Annotated in this window: 13 protein-coding genes and 3 pseudogenes; 4 read left to right on the forward strand and 12 right to left on the reverse strand. The window is 62.8% G+C overall.

From position 1 onward, the window contains the following. Window positions 1–1,278 (reverse strand): adenylate/guanylate cyclase domain-containing protein (locus MSIMFI_RS09085; protein WP_191498098.1); only part of this gene is annotated, 1,278 nt, incomplete at its 3' end. 887 nt (window positions 1,279–2,165) lie between these two features. On the opposite strand from MSIMFI_RS09085, the pseudogene MSIMFI_RS09090 reads away from it, so the two are divergent. Further along, window positions 2,166–2,636: pseudogene (locus MSIMFI_RS09090) on the forward strand (hypothetical protein); the annotation flags it as partial. A gap of 840 nt (window positions 2,637–3,476) precedes the next feature. Here MSIMFI_RS09090 and MSIMFI_RS09095 read toward each other — a convergent pair. The 3 genes and pseudogenes from MSIMFI_RS09095 to MSIMFI_RS09105 all read right to left on the reverse strand — a co-directional run. Beyond that, window positions 3,477–4,106, reverse strand: a pseudogene (locus MSIMFI_RS09095) (rhodanese-like domain-containing protein); the annotation flags it as partial. A gap of 124 nt (window positions 4,107–4,230) precedes the next feature. After that, a pseudogene (locus MSIMFI_RS09100) lies at window positions 4,231–5,031 on the reverse strand (TfuA-like protein); the annotation flags it as partial. Further along, complete coding sequence (locus tag MSIMFI_RS09105) at window positions 5,028–6,278, reverse strand: YcaO-like family protein (RefSeq protein ID WP_191496964.1); 1,251 nt, start codon at window positions 6,276–6,278, stop codon at window positions 5,028–5,030. The gene MSIMFI_RS09105 and the pseudogene MSIMFI_RS09100, both read right to left, overlap by 4 nt. A gap of 902 nt (window positions 6,279–7,180) precedes the next feature. On the opposite strand from MSIMFI_RS09105, the gene MSIMFI_RS09110 reads away from it, so the two are divergent. Then, window positions 7,181–8,092 carry a LysR family transcriptional regulator gene (locus MSIMFI_RS09110; RefSeq protein ID WP_191498099.1) on the forward strand — a complete coding sequence of 304 codons (912 nt, stop codon included), beginning with the start codon at window positions 7,181–7,183 and terminating at the stop codon, window positions 8,090–8,092. A gap of 51 nt (window positions 8,093–8,143) precedes the next feature. On the opposite strand, the gene MSIMFI_RS09115 is transcribed toward MSIMFI_RS09110, so the two are convergent. The 5 genes from MSIMFI_RS09115 to MSIMFI_RS09135 are packed head-to-tail and all read right to left on the reverse strand — an operon-like array spanning window position 8,144 to window position 12,733. Next, complete coding sequence (locus MSIMFI_RS09115) at window positions 8,144–8,548, reverse strand: nuclear transport factor 2 family protein (RefSeq protein WP_191496965.1); 405 nt, start codon at window positions 8,546–8,548, stop codon at window positions 8,144–8,146. Continuing rightward, window positions 8,545–9,426 carry a TIGR03619 family F420-dependent LLM class oxidoreductase gene (locus MSIMFI_RS09120; protein WP_191498100.1) on the reverse strand — a complete coding sequence of 294 codons (882 nt, stop codon included), beginning with the start codon at window positions 9,424–9,426 and terminating at the stop codon, window positions 8,545–8,547. The genes MSIMFI_RS09115 and MSIMFI_RS09120 overlap by 4 nt, the downstream gene beginning before the upstream one ends. An 8-nt stretch (window positions 9,427–9,434) precedes the next feature. After that, complete coding sequence (locus MSIMFI_RS09125) at window positions 9,435–10,604, reverse strand: thiolase domain-containing protein (protein ID WP_191496966.1); 1,170 nt, start codon at window positions 10,602–10,604, stop codon at window positions 9,435–9,437. A gap of 50 nt (window positions 10,605–10,654) precedes the next feature. Next, complete coding sequence (locus tag MSIMFI_RS09130) at window positions 10,655–11,719, reverse strand: thiolase domain-containing protein (protein WP_191496967.1); 1,065 nt, start codon at window positions 11,717–11,719, stop codon at window positions 10,655–10,657. A 15-nt stretch (window positions 11,720–11,734) separates the two neighbouring features. Continuing rightward, window positions 11,735–12,733 (reverse strand): Zn-ribbon domain-containing OB-fold protein, encoded by a 999-nt coding sequence (locus MSIMFI_RS09135; RefSeq protein WP_191496968.1) that lies wholly within the window; start codon window positions 12,731–12,733, stop codon window positions 11,735–11,737. A gap of 70 nt (window positions 12,734–12,803) precedes the next feature. On the opposite strand from MSIMFI_RS09135, the gene MSIMFI_RS09140 reads away from it, so the two are divergent. Continuing rightward, window positions 12,804–13,835, forward strand: coding sequence for an LLM class F420-dependent oxidoreductase (locus tag MSIMFI_RS09140; protein WP_191496969.1), 1,032 nt, complete (start codon window positions 12,804–12,806; stop codon window positions 13,833–13,835). 56 nt (window positions 13,836–13,891) lie between these two features. On the opposite strand, the gene MSIMFI_RS09145 is transcribed toward MSIMFI_RS09140, so the two are convergent. Continuing rightward, complete coding sequence (locus MSIMFI_RS09145) at window positions 13,892–14,602, reverse strand: acetoacetate decarboxylase family protein (RefSeq protein ID WP_191496970.1); 711 nt, start codon at window positions 14,600–14,602, stop codon at window positions 13,892–13,894. 28 nt (window positions 14,603–14,630) lie between these two features. On the opposite strand from MSIMFI_RS09145, the gene MSIMFI_RS09150 reads away from it, so the two are divergent. Next, window positions 14,631–15,842 (forward strand): cytochrome P450, encoded by a 1,212-nt coding sequence (locus tag MSIMFI_RS09150; RefSeq protein ID WP_191496971.1) that lies wholly within the window; start codon window positions 14,631–14,633, stop codon window positions 15,840–15,842. On the opposite strand, the gene MSIMFI_RS09155 is transcribed toward MSIMFI_RS09150, so the two are convergent. Continuing rightward, window positions 15,817–16,677, reverse strand: a complete 861-nt coding sequence (locus MSIMFI_RS09155) for a hypothetical protein (protein WP_191496972.1) — start codon at window positions 16,675–16,677, stop codon at window positions 15,817–15,819. The two genes, MSIMFI_RS09150 and MSIMFI_RS09155, sit on opposite strands and share 26 nt — an antisense overlap. 105 nt (window positions 16,678–16,782) lie before the next feature. Further along, window positions 16,783–17,631 carry a crotonase/enoyl-CoA hydratase family protein gene (locus tag MSIMFI_RS09160; protein ID WP_191496973.1) on the reverse strand — a complete coding sequence of 283 codons (849 nt, stop codon included), beginning with the start codon at window positions 17,629–17,631 and terminating at the stop codon, window positions 16,783–16,785. Window positions 17,632–17,654: the final 23 nt, after the last annotated feature.

The raw sequence follows: 17,654 nt of genomic DNA on the forward strand, positions 1-17,654 counted from the left end.
CGCCGGCGCCCCGGTGCGGGTCGCTTCACCAGAGTCGGACGCACTGGCCACCGCCCGTGCGATCGCACGGGCGGTGGCCAGTGCGTCCGACTCTGGTGAAGCGACCCGCACCGGGGCGCCGAAGACCACCAGCGTCCCGTCGCCCTGAAACTTATTGATCAAGCCTTGACGGCTGTTGACCTCTGCGACAATTGCGGTGAAGAACCGGTTGAGCAGTCCCACGACCTGGGCCGGCGGCCTGGACGTGACCAAGCGGGTGGAGCCAATGATATCGACGAAAAGTACTGCTACATGGCGCTCTTCGCCGCCGAGTTCGGTTTGTTGCTCCTCGGCCGCCGCGGCGACGTGGCGTCCGACATGGCGGCCGAACAGGTCACGAACGCGTTCGCGTTGGCGTAGCCCTTCAACCATTGCGTTGAATCCGCGTTGCAGCTCGCCAAGCTCGGAGCCGTCGAAAACTTCTAGCCGACAGTCTAAGTCGCCAGCCTCCACCCGTTGTAGGGCCGAATGCACCACGCGAACCGAGGTCGCGGTCAACCAGGCGGCGATCAGGTTGGTGGCGAATCCGAAGACGAACGCCGCCGCCCCCAGCAGCAACACGATTAGTCCCTGTTCGGTGACGGTCATCTGGCTTTGGTGCAGCGTGAATACCACGGCCGCAACGATGGCGATCAGTGGCCCACCGGACCCCAACAGCCACGACACCGTGGCACGGCCCATCACCCCGGGGCCAAAACGGCGAGCTGGCCGACCCGCCGAGAGTGCCACCGCAGCTGCCGGCCGAAGCATCAACTCGGCGAAGAAATAGCAGCTCGCCGACAAAATCATGCCGCTAAAGCTGATCCCGAAGACCAACTTTGGGATATAGCGGTAGCTCACACTTCCGAAAAGCACGGCAAACAGACAGTTTCCGAAAATCCACAACACCACCGGAACCAAGGCCAAGCGCCACGGCGCCAGGAAGGCGTTACGTTGGTCCTCCGCCGTCAGCGGCTGATCGCCTGTCTTCCAACGCAATACGCCAAGGATACGTTTGGTCATCCACATCCAGCCCAACGCGATGGCCGCGATGACGTAGACCGGCGCGACCTCTTCGGAGATCCATGCGACGCTTGGGGCAAACACATTGGGCGCCGGAATGGCCACAGTGACAAAGAGCAGCACCAAACCGATACCAAGAAGGTTTGTGATCGCAAGGAACGCGAACAATGCCGGGCGTGTGATGGGCATGTTGTCTGGTGGCACGATGGCGGTGCGCACAAACCTGTGGAGCTTCATCGTGGTGAGCCACCCGGCCAAGGCATTGCCGATGTGGGCACCAGTCCTGGCGAGATCGGCTGCAGCGGCACCGAATCAGTGTCGACGGGTCCGCGTGCTCGCTTCGAAACCCACCTCGAGGGCTTCGGGGTCTTCATACTTAGCGTTGCTCCTATCGCCATATAGTCGACCTAGCTCACACCTTCCCGCAGTGCGCAGGAACGAATCAGCGAAATGTAGATATACCCTACCAGGGTATACAGAGAACATATGCGTGGTGTTGGTCACAGCGCAACCCTTGTCTCGGATCGCCTCGCGAGCCAGTACTGACAGCCACTGCTATGCCACGGATTCCGCGTTGGGCGTGTTGCACCTTGCCACGGTTTGGATCGGGACATTTTGTACACGCCACGTCGCAGTGGCTCGGTGTCGCGGGAAGTTTGTCCCATCTCGTCTTAAGAATTGAGCGATTTAATGCGTTGAGGTTACGGCGCAGGTGTTGTGTCCTGCTATGGCTAGTCGCAGGTAGTGCGATGCGACTAGTGGATGACATGACCTGCCAGCAGTTTTCGATCGCTTGCAGCTCGCATCATCGCCGAGAAAGTGCTCGAACTCTTTGGGGAAAGCGCGTGCTTGGGACGACACAGCCGGAAATCCTGGTGACGCCAGCCTCTAATGGTGGGGTATTTCGCTGTACATGCACTTCGCCGATGCGCATGCCATTGCAGGGCCAAGCATGACTGGCGGCGGACGGATCGTCGTCACTGCAGGGCCCACCATCAGTCCCGACGATGTCCGGGTGGTAATGCCCAATGCCGAAGTGGTGCTACCGATTTCGTTCAGCGATGCTTTTGGGTACGGGTTGCGGGCGGGCGATACTCTGCTCATCGTCGACGGACTTTTCTATCATTGCCATCTCGGCCCGACTGATCACCCGCACGTTGTTCTCCAGCCCGTCACTGCCGGCCGCTCAGCACTTCCTCGAGCTGCTGCGCGACGATCCACGCCTCCCCGAATGGCGCCTCACGACCGGCCGGGCCTTGGCGAGGCCTGACGAATTAGCCTGTTGCAAGCTGCATTTGAATCTGCGCCGGCCCGATCCGATGCAACTCAAAGTGCCTTTTCGGCCAGCGATGGGAACGACGGTGGACCGCATCGAATTGGCTAGGCGCGGTCTCATGACCGAGGACGCGTTTTATACCGTCGCCAGCTCATTCGCTGTCGCCATCGTCGATGACCAGCCGCCGGCCTTCGAAGTCGGTCATCTGGGGCCGCACCACACCTTCCCATCGGCGAGCACCGTGGCTCCTACTGGTGGGGAGTCCGCGTTTCGTCCTGGTTGTCTACCTGTTATACGTCCCGGGGATAGAGCCGAATAGCGCGGAGTTGATAGATAAGAGCCACCGAAGGGGGTGATCATGTGACCCACGAACTCCTGTTTACAGAGGACGAATCGGCGTACGCGTTCTTCAATACAGCCATGTTCGTCTCTGACAACCCGGCCGACTAAACGGGTGTGGTATCGCAAGCTGTCGCCGGCGGGATCTCGTCACCTCGGTGCATGAGATCCCGCCCCGTCCCAGTGACCAGGTTGATGCCTGATCACGAAGGGAAGAGGAGCGATGTTGCGACACGGTATGGCCACCGCCGAGCTTGGGACGACGTTGTTCGAGGTGCCGCTCGATGATGTTGCGGGATCAGAATGCGCCGAGCTGGTCGAGACGAGACGATCTAACGGGCTGGAAGGACTACCGCCATCCGGCACGACAACTCGGCAGTAGCGACTGGATCAGCGCCAGCGGTGGTCATGCGTTTCATTTTCGGCGGCCACCGGATCCAACTTCTAACGATTGTCGGCGAAGCGATCAAGACCAGGTTCGCGCGGCGAAAGCACCACGGCCCATTACCTTCCCGGTACCGGCGCGAACGCTGCCCGCGCCGTTCGGGGTTAGTAGTATCCGAAACGTCACTAGTGCGACAGAAAGCGCAAGCTCTAGGCTGGTTCCTCGGGTCGGGAACCCAAAAGACATCACGTATGCGTTGGCCATTACCCAGCACGCTCCTTCCGGGACACGAATCAGCCCGCCAATACGACCATGTCTGGAACCAACCCAGCGGTCCAATATCCGTTCTCTAATACGTCACAACTAGCAGTTATCGGGCCTGCTCACAGGTGAATTGAAGCTGGCGTTGACCAACAGTCGGAGGTTAACCGGTGCTCAGTACATGACCATGTCGGGCTGCATCTGCTTGGCCCAGGCCACGATCCCGCCCTGCAGGTGGACCGCGTCGGAGAAACCGGCCTTTTTCACCGCGGCCAACGCCTCGGCTGAGCGCACACCGGTCTTGCAGTACAGCACCGTAGTGCGGTCCTGAGGCAACTTGGCCAGGCCCTCACCCGAACTGATCAACGACTTCGGGATGAGCTCAGCGCCGTCGATGTGCACGATGTCCCACTCAACCTGCTCGCGAACGTCGATCAGGGCCAGCTTTTTGCCGCGGTCCATCATCTCGCGCAATTCCTGGGGAGTGATGATGGAGCCGCTGGCGGCTTGCACGGCATCGTCGGACACCACACCGCAGAACTGCTCGTAATCTACCAGCTCGGTGATCTTGGGCGTGGACGGGTCCTTGCGGATCCTGATCGTGCGGTAGGTCATCTCCAGCGCGTCGTAGATCATTAGCCGGCCCAGCAGTGGCTCACCCAACCCGGTAAGCAACTTGATCGCCTCGGTGCCCATCACCGACGCGATCGAGGCGCAGATGATGCCCAGCACGCCGCCCTCGGCGCAGGATGGCACCATCCCGGGCGGCGGCGGCTCCGGATACAGGTCGCGGTAGTTAACGCTCGTTGCGACACAAACAATATGCCAACAGTCGCGGGAATGGATTTATCGCCAGTTGCAAACCCGTGAAATCGTGCGCATATTGCGGGCCCCATGAAGTCGAACGCCGGGTATGTAAGCGGCATGCGCTGAGCATGGACAAGACGTCGAGGTCCCGGATGTGGACAACGGACTGGCCGCCATCATCGCTTGTTATAGACACGGGCGTGGATGGTGCCCAACGTTGTTGCCAGCGATGGGACCAGTTGGTGGGGGGTGGGCCGGGCCGGGTGGCGCGGTGTGGCTGACCGTTGAGGACCTGTTGGAGTGCGAGCACGGCGTCGGCATGTTTGATGTCGACCCGCAATGACTGCAATTGGTTTGTCAGATCACGACTTCGGGGCATGCCGACCGCATTGAGCAACCGGTCCCAGGTGCGCATGGTGAACGGCGTACGACGGGCGGTCTCGATGAGCTGGTTGGCCAATGGTGCAGGCAACACACCGGATTCGACGGCACGTGCCACGGTGTGGCGGATATTGACCAGGGCGTCGACGAAGACTGGGTAGCCGTCTTCGGGATCGCCGTGGACCATGCCGACTTCGTCGTCGGCGTCTAGGATTCCGTCGCGGTAGGCCTCGAAGACCCAGCCGTAGCCCTCCATGCCGAACGGGTGCAGTTCGGCCGCGCGCAACGCTCCCATGCTGGAGGAGCCGACAACTCGTACTCCGTCGTCGATCAGGGTGAGCAGTTCCTTATGGCGTACCGAGGGGCGTTGGTAGAAAAGTCCGTCGACAATCAGTAAGGTGTCGCCCGGCTGTAACCCGTATCCAAGGGCCTCACCAAATGAAATCGGTGGCAGGACTTCAGCGTTGGGTGCTATGGCACGGATGTCTGCGACGCTGATCGTGGGCCCGGCCGTGACGACAAACCTGCCGCTGTTGGTCATGTTAGCTCCTGTAGTGGGGTACGCATCGGGGATCCGTGCGATGCTGTGAGGCCGGGGGCGATGACTTTGACGACGGGAATGCACGCGTCGGGGAAGTCGCAGACCGCCGCCAGTGGTTCAGTGCCGGAGCGGGTTGCGATCGCGGTTGCCGCCGAGGTCACTAGCTCGTTGAGCGAGTCGGTGCACTCGATATGCCACGGTGTTGGAGTAGCGGTCGGCATCGACTGCAGGGACCGCTGGACCGGGGCATAGGTGTGTATTTGGGCGAACCGCTGATAGAGCGCGGCGGGTAGGTCCTCGCGGGCTCCGCTAATGGCCGTCAAGCGTGATTGGGCGGCTTCGGTGATCGCGCGCGATAACGCGACGTTGGGGTCGTGGTGCAGGCCGTGACCGCAGAATGGAACTTCGGTCATGGGTGATGTCAGTTCGGCGGAAAAACAATAGAAGGCGTCCCAGGTGTCGATTCGCGCGATCTGTAGTTGGCTTCCGGCTCGGTCAATCATTTCGACCAGCTGGGCGCAATCCGAATCGGCGACATCGTCATATGGCACCTCGAACAGCGTCGATCCGGGCTCGGCGCTGGCGAGGGCGTGGCGTTCCATGATTTCGTACAACCCGTGCAGGGTGGCCTCGTGATAGCTGTTGCCCGAGGCCAATCCCGTTGTGTCCATGGCAAACATCGGCGGATCCCAGGTGTCGCTGACCGCCACGTTGACCGCGACAACTGACCACGGTGCCCAGGTTTGGCGACCGGTCAGCAATGTCGTCGCCTTCATCCAGTCCAGCTTTGTCCGGCGGTGATAGAGGCTGCCGGCCGAGCGGCGCAGGTCCGCCGGATCATACGTCAACTCCCATTCCAGATCCGTTGTCGCCGTCGACAACAGGTCGGCAATGAGGTTCTCGGCGTGCCACGTTTCCAGCGATTCCATCACCGCAGAGACCTGGGCGGCGCGGTATGTGGCGGCCTTTCCCTGACTGACCGATAACGTAAGCGAGGCCGGGCGTACCGCCTGCACCGTGGGAATGCCAATATCGTCCAGCCAGGTCACGTCAGCCACCCGGGTGATGCCCGCCAGCTGCAACGCGGGCTGCACAGCCAGCCACGTCTGCTCCGGAGAGATCACCCGATGGGTCCCCGTCCGATGCCCAATGGTCAAAGGATCTGCATGACCCAAAACCCGCGCCGGCCAATACGACCAATCCGGACCCACCACCTCACCAACGACAAGCCCACACACTTCCGACATAACCAGATGTTCCTTGCTCCCAGCAGATTTCAGCGATTTCACACTTGGCGGGGACGGCCGGCAGGGATCTTCAACACCTGGGGGCGGTGACATCCCTGCCGGCCGTAGTGTCGCCCGGCAACGTTGCCAGTTAGTCGATGCCGCCGTCTGCTATGAAAAGCACTGGGAAAGACAACCCGTGGAGAGTCTCGTGCTCGGTGAATAGGATTTCGTGCGACATATGATCACCTCCTTCCGTCACTCCATATGGAGACATGGCGGCGGGCTATCCCGCGACCCGACGAATAGCGGCAGCGAATATGTATAGAGACGATTACAGCCACCGGCGCACGGCCCACGTTAACCACGAAACTGCTGGGCTTGCAACTCGGGTCAATACTCGATTTTTATCATCAATGAAATGATGTTTATCGACGACGAAACCTCTTCTTGAACATCGAGCCGGCCTGGCTGGTCGACATGCGCTACGCAGGGCGCCGGAGCGGAGAAGTGTTGAGACGTAACCGATTGCTGTAACGATGGGGAAACGTCACCAGAGCGTGCTGATTGTCGAATAGTTTGACATGGCAGGGTCAAAATAGCGCGACCTGGGCTGTGTCGAATTTTTTTACAACAGTCGCACGGCTCGCGGGCCAAACTGTGCGGCCCATTTCATGAAATATGCGCTGCGGGCGTCCGGCGAACGCCACGTTTGAGAAGATTTCGCATCGATAAATTTGATTTATTGTCGATTAGAAATCGAGTATTGGCTCCGCGTTGCTGGTTTAGCAGTTTCTTGGCTAGCGTGGGCCGCGCGCTCGCCGCTGGGAGGCGTAATGCGTGCTGGCAGGGCGTTGTGAATTGGCTGGCTGGGTAGTGACGCCTAGCCGCAGGTTCAGTGAGTGAAGGCCGAGGAGGTGGGGGTGCTCTTCCGTCAATTGGAGTACTTCGTGGCGGTGGCCCAGGAGCGGCACTTCGCTCGGGCAGCCGAACAGTGTTACGTGTCACAACCGGCACTTTCCGCCGCGATTGCCAAGCTCGAACGCGAGCTCAATGTCACCTTGATTCATCGCGGACGCAATTTTGAGGGCCTCACTCCCGAGGGGGAGCGGTTGGTGGTGTGGGCGAAGCGGATCCTGGCCGAACATGATGCGTTCAAGGCCGAGGTGCGCGCGGTACGGTCCGGGATCACCGGCTCGCTCCGGCTAGGCACGATTCCTACGGCCTCGACGACGGCGTCTCTTTTGCTGTCTGCGTTTTGTTCGGCGCACCCGTTGGCCAAGGTGCAGATCTGTTCCCGACTGGCGACCACCGAGCTGTACCGCCGGCTGCGCGACTTCGAACTCGACGCCGCGATCGTGCACCCCACTTCTGACGACAGCCACGACGTGGATCTGGTGCCTCTTTATGAGGAGCAATATGTGGTGTTGGCGCGGGTAGAAATGTTGCCACCTGATGCGTCGACGCTGACGTGGCAGGACGCGGCACAACTGCCATTGGCTTTGCTCACGGCCGATATGCGGGACCGTCAGATCGTCGACGAAACTTTCGCAGGTCACGGCATCACCGTCAACCCGCAGGTCGAAACGGACTCGGTCGCTTCGCTATTCGCACAGGTCTCGACTGCCAACTTTGCGTGCATCGTGCCGCACACTTGGCTGTGGATGACTCCGACGGGACGAGGGATCCGTGCGGTCGCATTGGTCGATCCAGCCGTTAACGTTCCGATCGCCTTCGCGACCAACGCGGCCGGACCAGGATCCCCTGCTGCCCGCGCGCTCACCGCATGTGCGCAGCGACTTGCACTCCATGAGTTCTTCGACGCGCTGCTGTAGGTCCGACGATATTCGGATCGGCGTGTCGCGTTTCCAGATTCACAGTCGGCGTTAGATCTTTCGGCTGCTTGCGGCGGCCTTGTCCATGTCCCAGTAGGCGCGCAGCGCCACTAACTGACCTTGGTCGTTGGCCTTGTAGGTGAACACGCCTTCGGCGGTGATCTGGTATCCGCCCGTCGTGATGAGGATGTGTCCGACGTTGGCTTCCTCGTTGCCGCACTGGTAGGCGTCGCGAAAGACGAACTCGATCTTGCTGGTGGGCGCGATGGCCAGGTCCCAGAAGGCCGAGATCGCATCGCGGCCCCGGTGCCCTTTGCCTTCGGGATCGAAAGCCGATGGCCCGATAGGATCCTCGACGATCGCGTCGTCGGCGAATACCGCCAACCAGGCTTCCTTGTCGCGGGCTTGGACCGCTGCTCGGGAGCGGCAGCCCGCTTGGTGGGCGAGGTTGGTCATGTGTCCTGCCAGCCCGAGTGGATATAGGTGTCGGCGAAGCGTTTCAGCGACTCTCGCTTCTTGTCCAGCGGCGCGTCGAAGCCCAGGCCGTCGAAGACCCACGGGATCACGATGTTGTCGGTGACCCCGATCTCGGCGAGCCTCCGATGACCGTCTACGCCGAACTTGTCGATGCAAACCGCCTGAAATTCGAACGGCTGGTCGGCGCGGCCGTATTCGGCGCGCAATTCGTTGAGCTTGGTGATGGTTTCCGCCAGCTGGTCGCCGGTCATCATCGCGCTGGTCCAGCCGTCGCCGATGCGGGCCGCGCGCCGCAGCGCCACGTCGGTGTGCCCGCCGACGTAGAACGGCACCGGCTCGCTGGGAGCCGGGCTCATCTGCAACCGGTCGAAATCGAAGAATTCGCCGTGGAATTCGACCATGCCGCCGGCCAGCACCAGTTTGATCACGTCTATCATCTCGTCGACTCGCGCGCCACGCCGCTTATACGGGACTCCGCACCACTCGAATTCCTCTGGTGCCCAGCCGATTCCGACGCCGAAGCCGAATCGGTTATTGGTTAGATTGGCCACCGAGCTGACCTGGCGGGCCAGCAGCAGTGGGTTGCGGGATCCGAGCTTCAGCACATTGGTGTAGAACCGCAGCGTCGAGGTCACGGCGCCCATCGCGCCGGCGGCGATCAACGGGTCGACCCAGGGGGTGTTTTCGTTCCACATCCGCGACCCGTCGGGGGTGTACGGATAGTCGGCGGCCGCCTTCTCCATGAAGAACAGCGAGTCGGGCAAGGCGATCGAGTCGAACCCGACTTCCTCAGCGGTCTTGGCGATGCCGACCAGCTGGTCGATCGGCCCCATGGCGATGCTGCAGGTGTACTTCAACCGGCCGGTCACGGCTTGTCCTTTCCAACTACCCACATCGAGTAATACTGCGAGCCACCGCCGTAGGCATGCCCGAGTGCCTTTCTAACATTGGGCACCTGGTGATCGCCGCCCTTGCCCATCACCTGGATTGCCGCCTCCGCGAAGCGAATCAGCCCGGATGCGCCGATCGGGTTGGACGACAGCACCCCGCCGGACGGGTTGACCGGCAGCCGTCCGCCGATCGCGGTCTCGCCCGCTTCGGTGAGTTTCCAGCCTTCGCCCTCGGGGGCAAATCCGAGGTTTTCCAGCCACATTGGCTCGAACCAGGAGAACGGCACGTAGATTTCGGCGGCGTCGATCTCGTCGATCGGGCTGGTGATGCCGGCCGCCTTCCACAGCGCGGCGGCGGCGTCGCGGCCGGCCTGCGGGTTGACCTGATCGCGTCCGGAGAACGCCAGCGGCTCGGTACGCAAGGCGGTGGCATGAATCCAGGCCACCGGATGTCCTTGCGCCAGACGTGCATCCGCGATGTCCTCGTTGCCGATGACGACCGCGCAGGCACCGTCCGAGGACGGGCAGGTTTCGTCGTAGCGGATCGGGTCCCACAGCATGGGGGATTGCATCACCTTCTCGAGGGTGATGTCGGGCTGCTGTAAGTGCGCGAGCGGGTTTCGGCTCCCGTTGAGCCGGTCTTTGGTCGCGACGATGGCGCCGATGTGCGTCGGCGCACCCGAGCGGCGGATATAGGCCCGCACGTGCGGAGCGAAATACCCACCTGCGCCCGCACCAACCGGCTTGATGAAGGGAATCGGAATCGACAAGGCCCACATGGCATTTGATTCCGACTGCTTCTCCCAGGCTATCGCCAGCACGCGGCGGTACTTGCCGGACTGGACCAGGCTGGCCGCGACTACCGCGGTGGATCCACCGACCGAACCCGCGGTGTGTACCCTGATCAGCGGCTTGCCGGTTGCGCCCATGGCGTCGGCCATGAACAGTTCCGGCATCATCACGCCCTCGAAGAAGTCGGGTGCCTTGCCGACCACGACGGCGTCGATATCGTCGAACGTGGAGCCGGAATCGCCCAGCGCCTTATCGATGGCCTCGCGCACCAGGCCGTTCATCGAAACGTCGTGGCGCTTGGCGACATACTTGGTCTGCCCGGTACCAAGCACCGCGGCAAGTTGCTTAGTCATCGGCGCCGCTCCTCCTCATCGCTGCGCTCTGCATCGTCGCCGGCGCGCCATTATTGCTGTCCTTCCATGACCGTGACCAGGTTCTGTTGCAGCGCGGGGCCGCTGGTGGCGTGCGCCAGCACCCGATTCGCGGTGCCGTTCCAGATGTGTTGTGCCGCAAAACCGATGCGCTCCAGTCCGGCGACGAACATCGGGTTGGCCGCCAGTGCGCCGCCGGAGGGATTGATCTTGGTTGTCTGGGGCAATCCGATGGCCTCGGCGAGAATCAGGTGTTGATGCGTGAAGGGCGCATGGATTTCGGCGACGTCGATCGTGTCGGTGTTGCCGCCAGTGGCCGCTTGTGCGGAGCTGGCCGTTGACGGCGAGATTGTGAGGTCGCGCACGCCGAGCGAAGGTGACTCGATGCGATGCTCGAATCCCGTTATCCAGGCCGGGTTTTCGCGCAATTCGCGGGCACGGTCGTCGGCTGCCAGCACGATGGCGCCGGCGCCGTCGGTGATCGGGGCGATGTCGTGACGCCGCAGCGGATCGTTGAAGAAGGGTCGTTCGAGCAGTTCGTCGATGCTCTTGGCCGGCTTTTCGGAGTCGTTGCGATCTGCTTGGGCGAACGAGTCCAGGGCGACCTGTGCCATCTGTTCGTGCGTCCACTTGCCTTGGTCCAGGCCGATACGGGCCTGCAGCCCGGCCATCGACACCGAATCCGGCCACAGCGGGGCGACGGTGTAGGGGTCGGTCTGCCGCGACAGGATCTGTCGCAGGATTCCCGCCGAGGACTTGCCGAAGCCGTACACCAGCGCGGTGTCGACTTCGCCGGTGAGGATCTTGATGTAGGCCTCGTAGAGGGCCCACGCCGCGTCCATCTCGACGTGCGACTCGTTGATCGGGGGAACGGCGCCGATCGAGTCGATCGCCGAGATGAAGGAAAACGCCCGTCCAGCAAGGTAATCCGAAGATCCCGAGCACCAGAAGCCGATGTCTTTCTGGCTGATGCCCAGCTCTTGGTAGAGCTGGGCGAAGCAGGGCATCAACATCTCGACGCCGTTGGTAGTGCCGTCGGTGCGGCGGACATGCGGGGCGTGGGCGAAGCCGACCACCGCGACATTGCGAGTGCTCATTTGCGAGTAGGCCCTTTACAGGTGGTGCTTGTAGGTGTCGTAGTCGGCGTCCGGTTCTCCGGTGGGCCGAAAGTACTCGATGTTGTCGATGCCAAAACCCCACTCCTCGCGTGGTTTCCACACCGCTTCGACGCGCATGCCCATCCGAACCTCATGCGCGTCGACGTCGGCAACTAGGTGCAGGACCGGAATGTCGGCACCGTCGAGCAATACGTAGGCCGCTACGTACGGCGGCTTGATGCGCTGACCCTGGAAAGGGATGTTGATGATCGCGAACGTCGTCACCGTGCCCCTGTCCGGCAGCTCGACGAACTCGGTGGTCGGCAGGCCGGTGGCCGGGTCGGCGCCATGCGGCGGGAAATAGACTTTTCCTGTTTCGCCGGTGCGCGCGCCGAGCAGTTTGCCTTCGGCGATGGCGCGCAGGTAGGCGCTTTCCTCGTGCGAGGCGGTGTGCTGGATGGTCAGCTGGATCGGCGTGACGATCATGGTGACCGGGTCCCGGTCGGTTTCGTGCTCCTGGACGGGCTCGGGCTCCTCGCCGAGCACGAAGTACGCGATGTCGGTGATGGCGCCCACGGTCTCGTCGGCCCAGTGCACGTGGACCCGGGCGCCGGTGCTGATGGCGTCGGGCCCTGCGGCTCCCACATCCACGGCGTGGATCATGGCTGTGTCGGCGCCGTCCAGCTTGATCAGGGCCCAGGCGAACGGGCGGTCCAACGGCTGGCCCTCCAGCGGATCGGGCTGCCAGGTCCAGGAGGTGACGGTGCCGACACTGGCCACCGGTACCATCTCGCCCAGCGGTTCATAGGTAACCGGGTCATATTCCGCCGGCGGCACATGTACCCGACCATCGGATCCGCGCACCCCCAAGATGCGGCGCTCACGCAATGCGGTGAAGAACTTGCCGAGCGTGGGACCCACCGAACGGGTGTAGTCGAAGGACAACGTCAACGGGGCAGAGAGAGGCGGCTCTGGGGGATCGATCAGGGTCGGGCCGCTCGAGCTGGCTGTCACGCCTTCGAGTAGAACAGGTTCTAAGAATGGTTTCAACTAGGCCCTTTGTGAGGGCCTCGAGGAGGCAGGGATGAAACTCGGACTGCAGCTCGGGTACTGGGGCGCGCAACCGCCGGAGAACACCGCGGAATTCGTAGCGGCGGCCGAGGACGCCGGATTCGACGCCGTGTTTACCGCCGAGGCGTGGGGATCGGACGCGTACACACCCCTGGCCTGGTGGGGGTCGTCGACGCAGCGGGTGCGGCTGGGCACGTCGGTGGTGCAGCTGTCGGCACGTACCCCGACTGCGTGCGCGATGGCCGCGCTCACGCTGGACCATCTGTCCGGTGGCCGGCACATTCTGGGGTTGGGTGTGTCCGGCCCGCAGGTGGTCGAGGGTTGGTACGGCCAGTCGTTCCCGAAGCCGCTGGCGCGCACCCGCGAATACATTGACATCATCCGGCAGGTGTGGGCTCGGGAGGCGCCGGTGACCAGCGACGGCCCGCACTACCCGCTGCCGTTGACCGGCTCTGGGACAACCGGTTTGGGGAAGGCTTTGAAGCCCATTACTCACCCGTTGCGCGCCGACATCCCGATCATGCTGGGCGCCGAAGGGCCGAAGAACGTGGCGCTGGCCGCAGAGATTTGCGACGGCTGGCTGCCGATCTTCTATTCGCCGCGGGTGGCCGACATGTACAACGAATGGCTGGACGAGGGGTTCGCCCGGCCGGGTGCTCGGCGCAGCCGCGAGGACTTTGAGATCTGTGCGACCGCGCAGATCGTCGTGACCGAGGACCGGGCGGCCGCGTTCGCGGGCATCAAGCCGTTTCTGGCTCTCTACATGGGCGGCATGGGAGCCCAAGACACCAACTTCCACGCCGACGTCTATCGCCGGATGGGGTACGCGGAGGTGGTCGACGAGGTCACCAAGTTGTTCCGGTCCAACCAGAAGGACAAAGCCGCCGAAATCATCCCCGACGAACTCGTCGACGACGCCATGATCGTTGGCGATCTCGACTACGTGCGTAAGCAGATCGCCGCCTGGGAGGCCGCCGGCGTGACCATGATGGTGGTGGCTGCCCGCAGCGTTGAGCAGGTGCGGGACCTTGCGGCGTTAGTGTAGGCCGCGCCTTGCCAGGGCGTTAGAACGCGTTCTAGATTGGCCGGATGGGGTTGCCTTTAGATGGCGTGTGCGTCGCCGAAGGTCATCTCCACGTTGGCCGCCGACTGCGACATCAGCGCGCGCTTCGGCAGGCCCAGCGAGGCGAGCTCCTTGGCGTATGGATGGTCGCCGAGGTGCAAGCGAGCGCCGCCGAGTCGGGCACGCAGGCCGGAGATCTTCATTTCCCAGGGAATCTCGCGAGTGACGCCGTCTTGGTGGGAGTAGGTCTTGAGCACCTGCGATTTTCCGGTCGGCAGCGGCAGGCCCGGGCTGAACTCGATGCCGGCGATGAGCTGGCCGTCGGCGCTGACCTCGAAGCCAAATTTGCGGCCCTCTGTGACGTTGAAGCCGGCCATGATCTTGGGGAAGCCCCAGATTGTGCGGCCGGCCTCGAGGGTGAATTCCTGGTCCACCGGCAGGTGATGGATGAATGCGGCAGCCTTGCCGAGGGCTTTCGGTCCTTTGGCTTGGCTGCCCGGCGGGTTCACCATGACCGCGGTGCCGTATTCGTGGTACTTCCCGAGATCCCCGTCGACGTAGCGCACCAGCATCTGCATGACGATCGCTTTGCCGGGCAGGTATTCGCACACGTTGAGCCCGCTGTAGTCGATGAGACGCTGCGCCGCGGCGGCGGGCACGGAGAACATCGCGGAGTGCAGATTGGCCGTGCGGATGCGGACCGGCATGGTCAGCACGGTGCCGGCAATGGTGTGTTGCGAGACGGACATGACGCTCACTGTAGTGCGGAGGAATGGAATGACTGAAGCCGTGATTGAGATCAAGCCCGACGTGGATCTGACCGACGGCACGTTCTACGGCAGTCGTGAAGCTCGTGCGGCGTATCGGTGGATGCGCGCCAATCAGCCGGTGTTTCGGGACCGCAATGGGCTGGCCGCGGCGTCGACGTACCAGGCCGTGATCGACGCCGAACGCCAGCCGGAGCTGTTCTCCAATGCCGGCGGCATCCGGCCCGACCAGCCCGCCATGCCGATGATGATCGATATGGACGATCCCGCACATCTGTTGCGGCGCAAGCTGGTTAACGCCGGCTTTACGCGCAAGCGGGTAAAGGACAAAGAGGCATCGATCGGGGAGTTGTGCGACACGCTGATCGATGCGGTGTGCGAACGCGGCGAGTGTGACTTCGTGCGCGACCTGGCCGCGCCGCTGCCGATGGCCGTTATTGGCGACATGCTCGGGGTGCGTCCGGAGCAACGGGAAATGTTTCTGAGATGGTCTGACGATCTGGTGACATTCCTGAGTTCGCATGTGTCCGAAGATGATTTCCAGGTCAGCATGGACGCCTTTGCCGCCTACAACGATTTCACCCGAGGCACGATTGCGGCGCGCCGGGAGGAGCCGACCGACGACTTGGTGAGCGTGTTGGTGAGTTCTGAGGTCGACGGGGAGCGGCTGAGTGACGACGAACTCATCATGGAGACGCTGCTGATTTTGATCGGCGGCGACGAGACGACGCGGCATACGTTGAGCGGGGGGACTGAGCAGCTGCTGCGCAACCGCGACCAGTGGGACCTGCTGCAACGAGACCCCTTGTTGCTTCCGGGCGCCATCGAGGAGATGCTGCGGTGGACCGCGCCGGTGAAAAACATGTGCCGGGTGTTGACTGCTGATACGGACTTTCACGGCACCGCGCTGCGTGAAGGCGAGAAAATGATGCTGCTGTTCGAGTCGGCCAATTTCGACGAAGCGGTATTCGATGAGCCGGAGAAGTTTGATATTCAACGAAACCCGAACAGCCACTTGGCATTCGGGTTCGGCACGCATTTCTGTCTGGGCAATCAGCTGGCCCGGTTGGAGCTGTCGATCATGACGGGCAAGGTGCTCAAGCGGCTGCCGGATTTGCGGCTGGCCTCCGCTGAGTCGGCGTTGCCGCTGCGGCCGGCGAACTTCGTGAGTGGGCTGGAGTCGATGCCGGTGGTGTTCACGCCGACCGCGCCGCTGGGCTAGCCCGGCGTGCCCAGGCTGCTGCCACCCGTCTTCGGATTTCGCCCGGCACGTCTTCGGCCGTGACCCGTATGGCGATCCAACCCAGATCGGGCAGCGCCTCGAAACGGGCGATGTCCCTGTTGAATTGCCGGCGGTCGGTGCGATGGTGGTCGCCCTCGTACTCCACCGCTATTTTGACGTCCTCCCAACCCATGTCGAGTATGGCGACGAGCTCGCCGTACTCGCCATGGACCGGGATCTGGGTTTGTGGCCGCGGATAGCCAGCTTCGATGAGCAGGAGTCTGAGCCAAGACTCGCGGGGTGACTCGGCGCCGGCGTCGACCAGTTTCAGGGTGTGTCTTGCCCCTCTGATGTTGCGGTGGCCTTTGTACCGGCTGGCGAGTATTTCCGCTTCGGTGATGTTGAGCTTGGTGGCTCGGGCTAATGCATCAATGGCGGCAACCGCCTTGGTGATCGGGTACCGGCTGGCGAGGTCGAAGGCGGTGCGCGCGGGTGTAGTTACGGGCAGGCCGCCGACGAGCTGGAACTCGTCTGGCGCGAGGCGATCCGACCAGGTGCGGATGCCGGTCGGCGGACGACGGTATGCGTACTGCAATTGGGCGGGTTGCCTCGGGTCGACCCACTTGGCGCCGTGGACCGCCGAGGCGGACTGTCCTGCGATGACTCCGCGCCGCCGTGACCATAGCCAGGCGGCACGGGCGCGGGTCGTGGAGGTGAGGTCCGTGCCGAGGGCGACGTAGACGTCGGGGTGGAGCGCTCGGAATCGGCTTCGTAGTTGATAGGGCGTCAATGCGCCCGACGCGATGGCTTCGCTGCCGATGAATGGTTCCCGCATGGCGTTTGAGTGTGGTCCGGGGGACTGACGGCCTTCGCCGAACGTGCACCCACCGCGAAAAATTGGCCGATTTTTGGCGGTGGGTGCACGCTCGGCGCAAAGGGGCTAGCGGTTCTGGAAATTGGGCTTGCGCTTCTCGGCGAACGCGCGGGGGCCTTCCTTGGCGTCGTCGGACAGGAAGACCTTGATCCCGATCTGGGTGTCGATCTTGAACGCGTCGTTCTCGTGCATGCCCTCGGTCTCGCGGATGGTCCGCAGGATCGCCTGCACAGCCAGGGGGCCGTTGTTTTCGATGATCTCGGCGATCTCGAGGGCTTTGGTCAGTGCCTGGCCGTCGGGCACTAGGTGCCCGATCAGGCCCATCTCCTTGGCCTCGGCGGCGGTGATGTGCCGTCCGGTTAGCAGCAGATCGCAGGCCACCGTGTAGGGAATCTGGCGGGTGAGGCGCACGGCCGAGCCGCCCATCGGGTACAGGCTCCACTTGGCCTCGGAGATGCCGAACTTGGCGCTCTCGCCGGCAATCCGGATGTCGGTGCCCTGCAGGATTTCGGTGCCGCCGGCGATCGCCGGGCCTTCGACGGCGGCGATCAGCGGCTTGGTCAGTCGGCGGCCCTTGAGTAGGGCGTCGATGCGCGACGGGTCGTAGCTGCCGTCTTTGAACGAGTCGCCCGGCGGCTTCTGCGTTGCCGCCTTCAGATCCATGCCGGCGCAAAAGTAGCCACCGGCCCCGGTCAGGATGCAGCACCGGATGTCGGGGTCCTTGTCGACGCGGTCCCAGGCCTGGACCATGATTTCCATCATTTCGGTGCTCAGCGCGTTGCGGGCGTGCGGCCGGTTCATCGTGACGATCAGGGTGTGACCGCGTTGCTCGACCAGTGCGTCCGCTTCCAAGGGTCCGGATTCGTTTGCTGATGCCTGGGTCACTGGTGCTCCCTTGTGCTCGACATTGGGCATTCGCTTGTCAAGAAATGTAACAC

This window comes from Mycobacterium simulans, from assembly GCF_900232995.1.
Taxonomy (GTDB): Bacteria; Actinomycetota; Actinomycetes; order Mycobacteriales; family Mycobacteriaceae; genus Mycobacterium; species Mycobacterium simulans.

Excerpts from the sequence above, each read along its gene's own strand:
- MSIMFI_RS09115 (WP_191496965.1), bottom strand. The coding sequence starts at position 8,548 with ATGACCAACCTCGCCCACCAAGCGGGCTGCCGCTCCCGAGCAGCGGTC.
- MSIMFI_RS09155 (WP_191496972.1), bottom strand. The coding sequence starts at position 16,677 with ATGCGGGAACCATTCATCGGCAGCGAAGCCATCGCGTCGGGCGCATTG.
- MSIMFI_RS09160 (WP_191496973.1), bottom strand. The coding sequence starts at position 17,631 with ATGCCCAATGTCGAGCACAAGGGAGCACCAGTGACCCAGGCATCAGCA.
- MSIMFI_RS09140 (WP_191496969.1), top strand. The coding sequence starts at position 12,804 with ATGAAACTCGGACTGCAGCTCGGGTACTGGGGCGCGCAACCGCCGGAG.
- MSIMFI_RS09105 (WP_191496964.1), bottom strand. The coding sequence starts at position 6,278 with ATGTCGGAAGTGTGTGGGCTTGTCGTTGGTGAGGTGGTGGGTCCGGAT.
- MSIMFI_RS09145 (WP_191496970.1), bottom strand. The coding sequence starts at position 14,602 with ATGTCCGTCTCGCAACACACCATTGCCGGCACCGTGCTGACCATGCCG.
- MSIMFI_RS09125 (WP_191496966.1), bottom strand. The coding sequence starts at position 10,604 with ATGACTAAGCAACTTGCCGCGGTGCTTGGTACCGGGCAGACCAAGTAT.
- MSIMFI_RS09130 (WP_191496967.1), bottom strand. The coding sequence starts at position 11,719 with ATGAGCACTCGCAATGTCGCGGTGGTCGGCTTCGCCCACGCCCCGCAT.
- MSIMFI_RS09150 (WP_191496971.1), top strand. The coding sequence starts at position 14,631 with ATGACTGAAGCCGTGATTGAGATCAAGCCCGACGTGGATCTGACCGAC.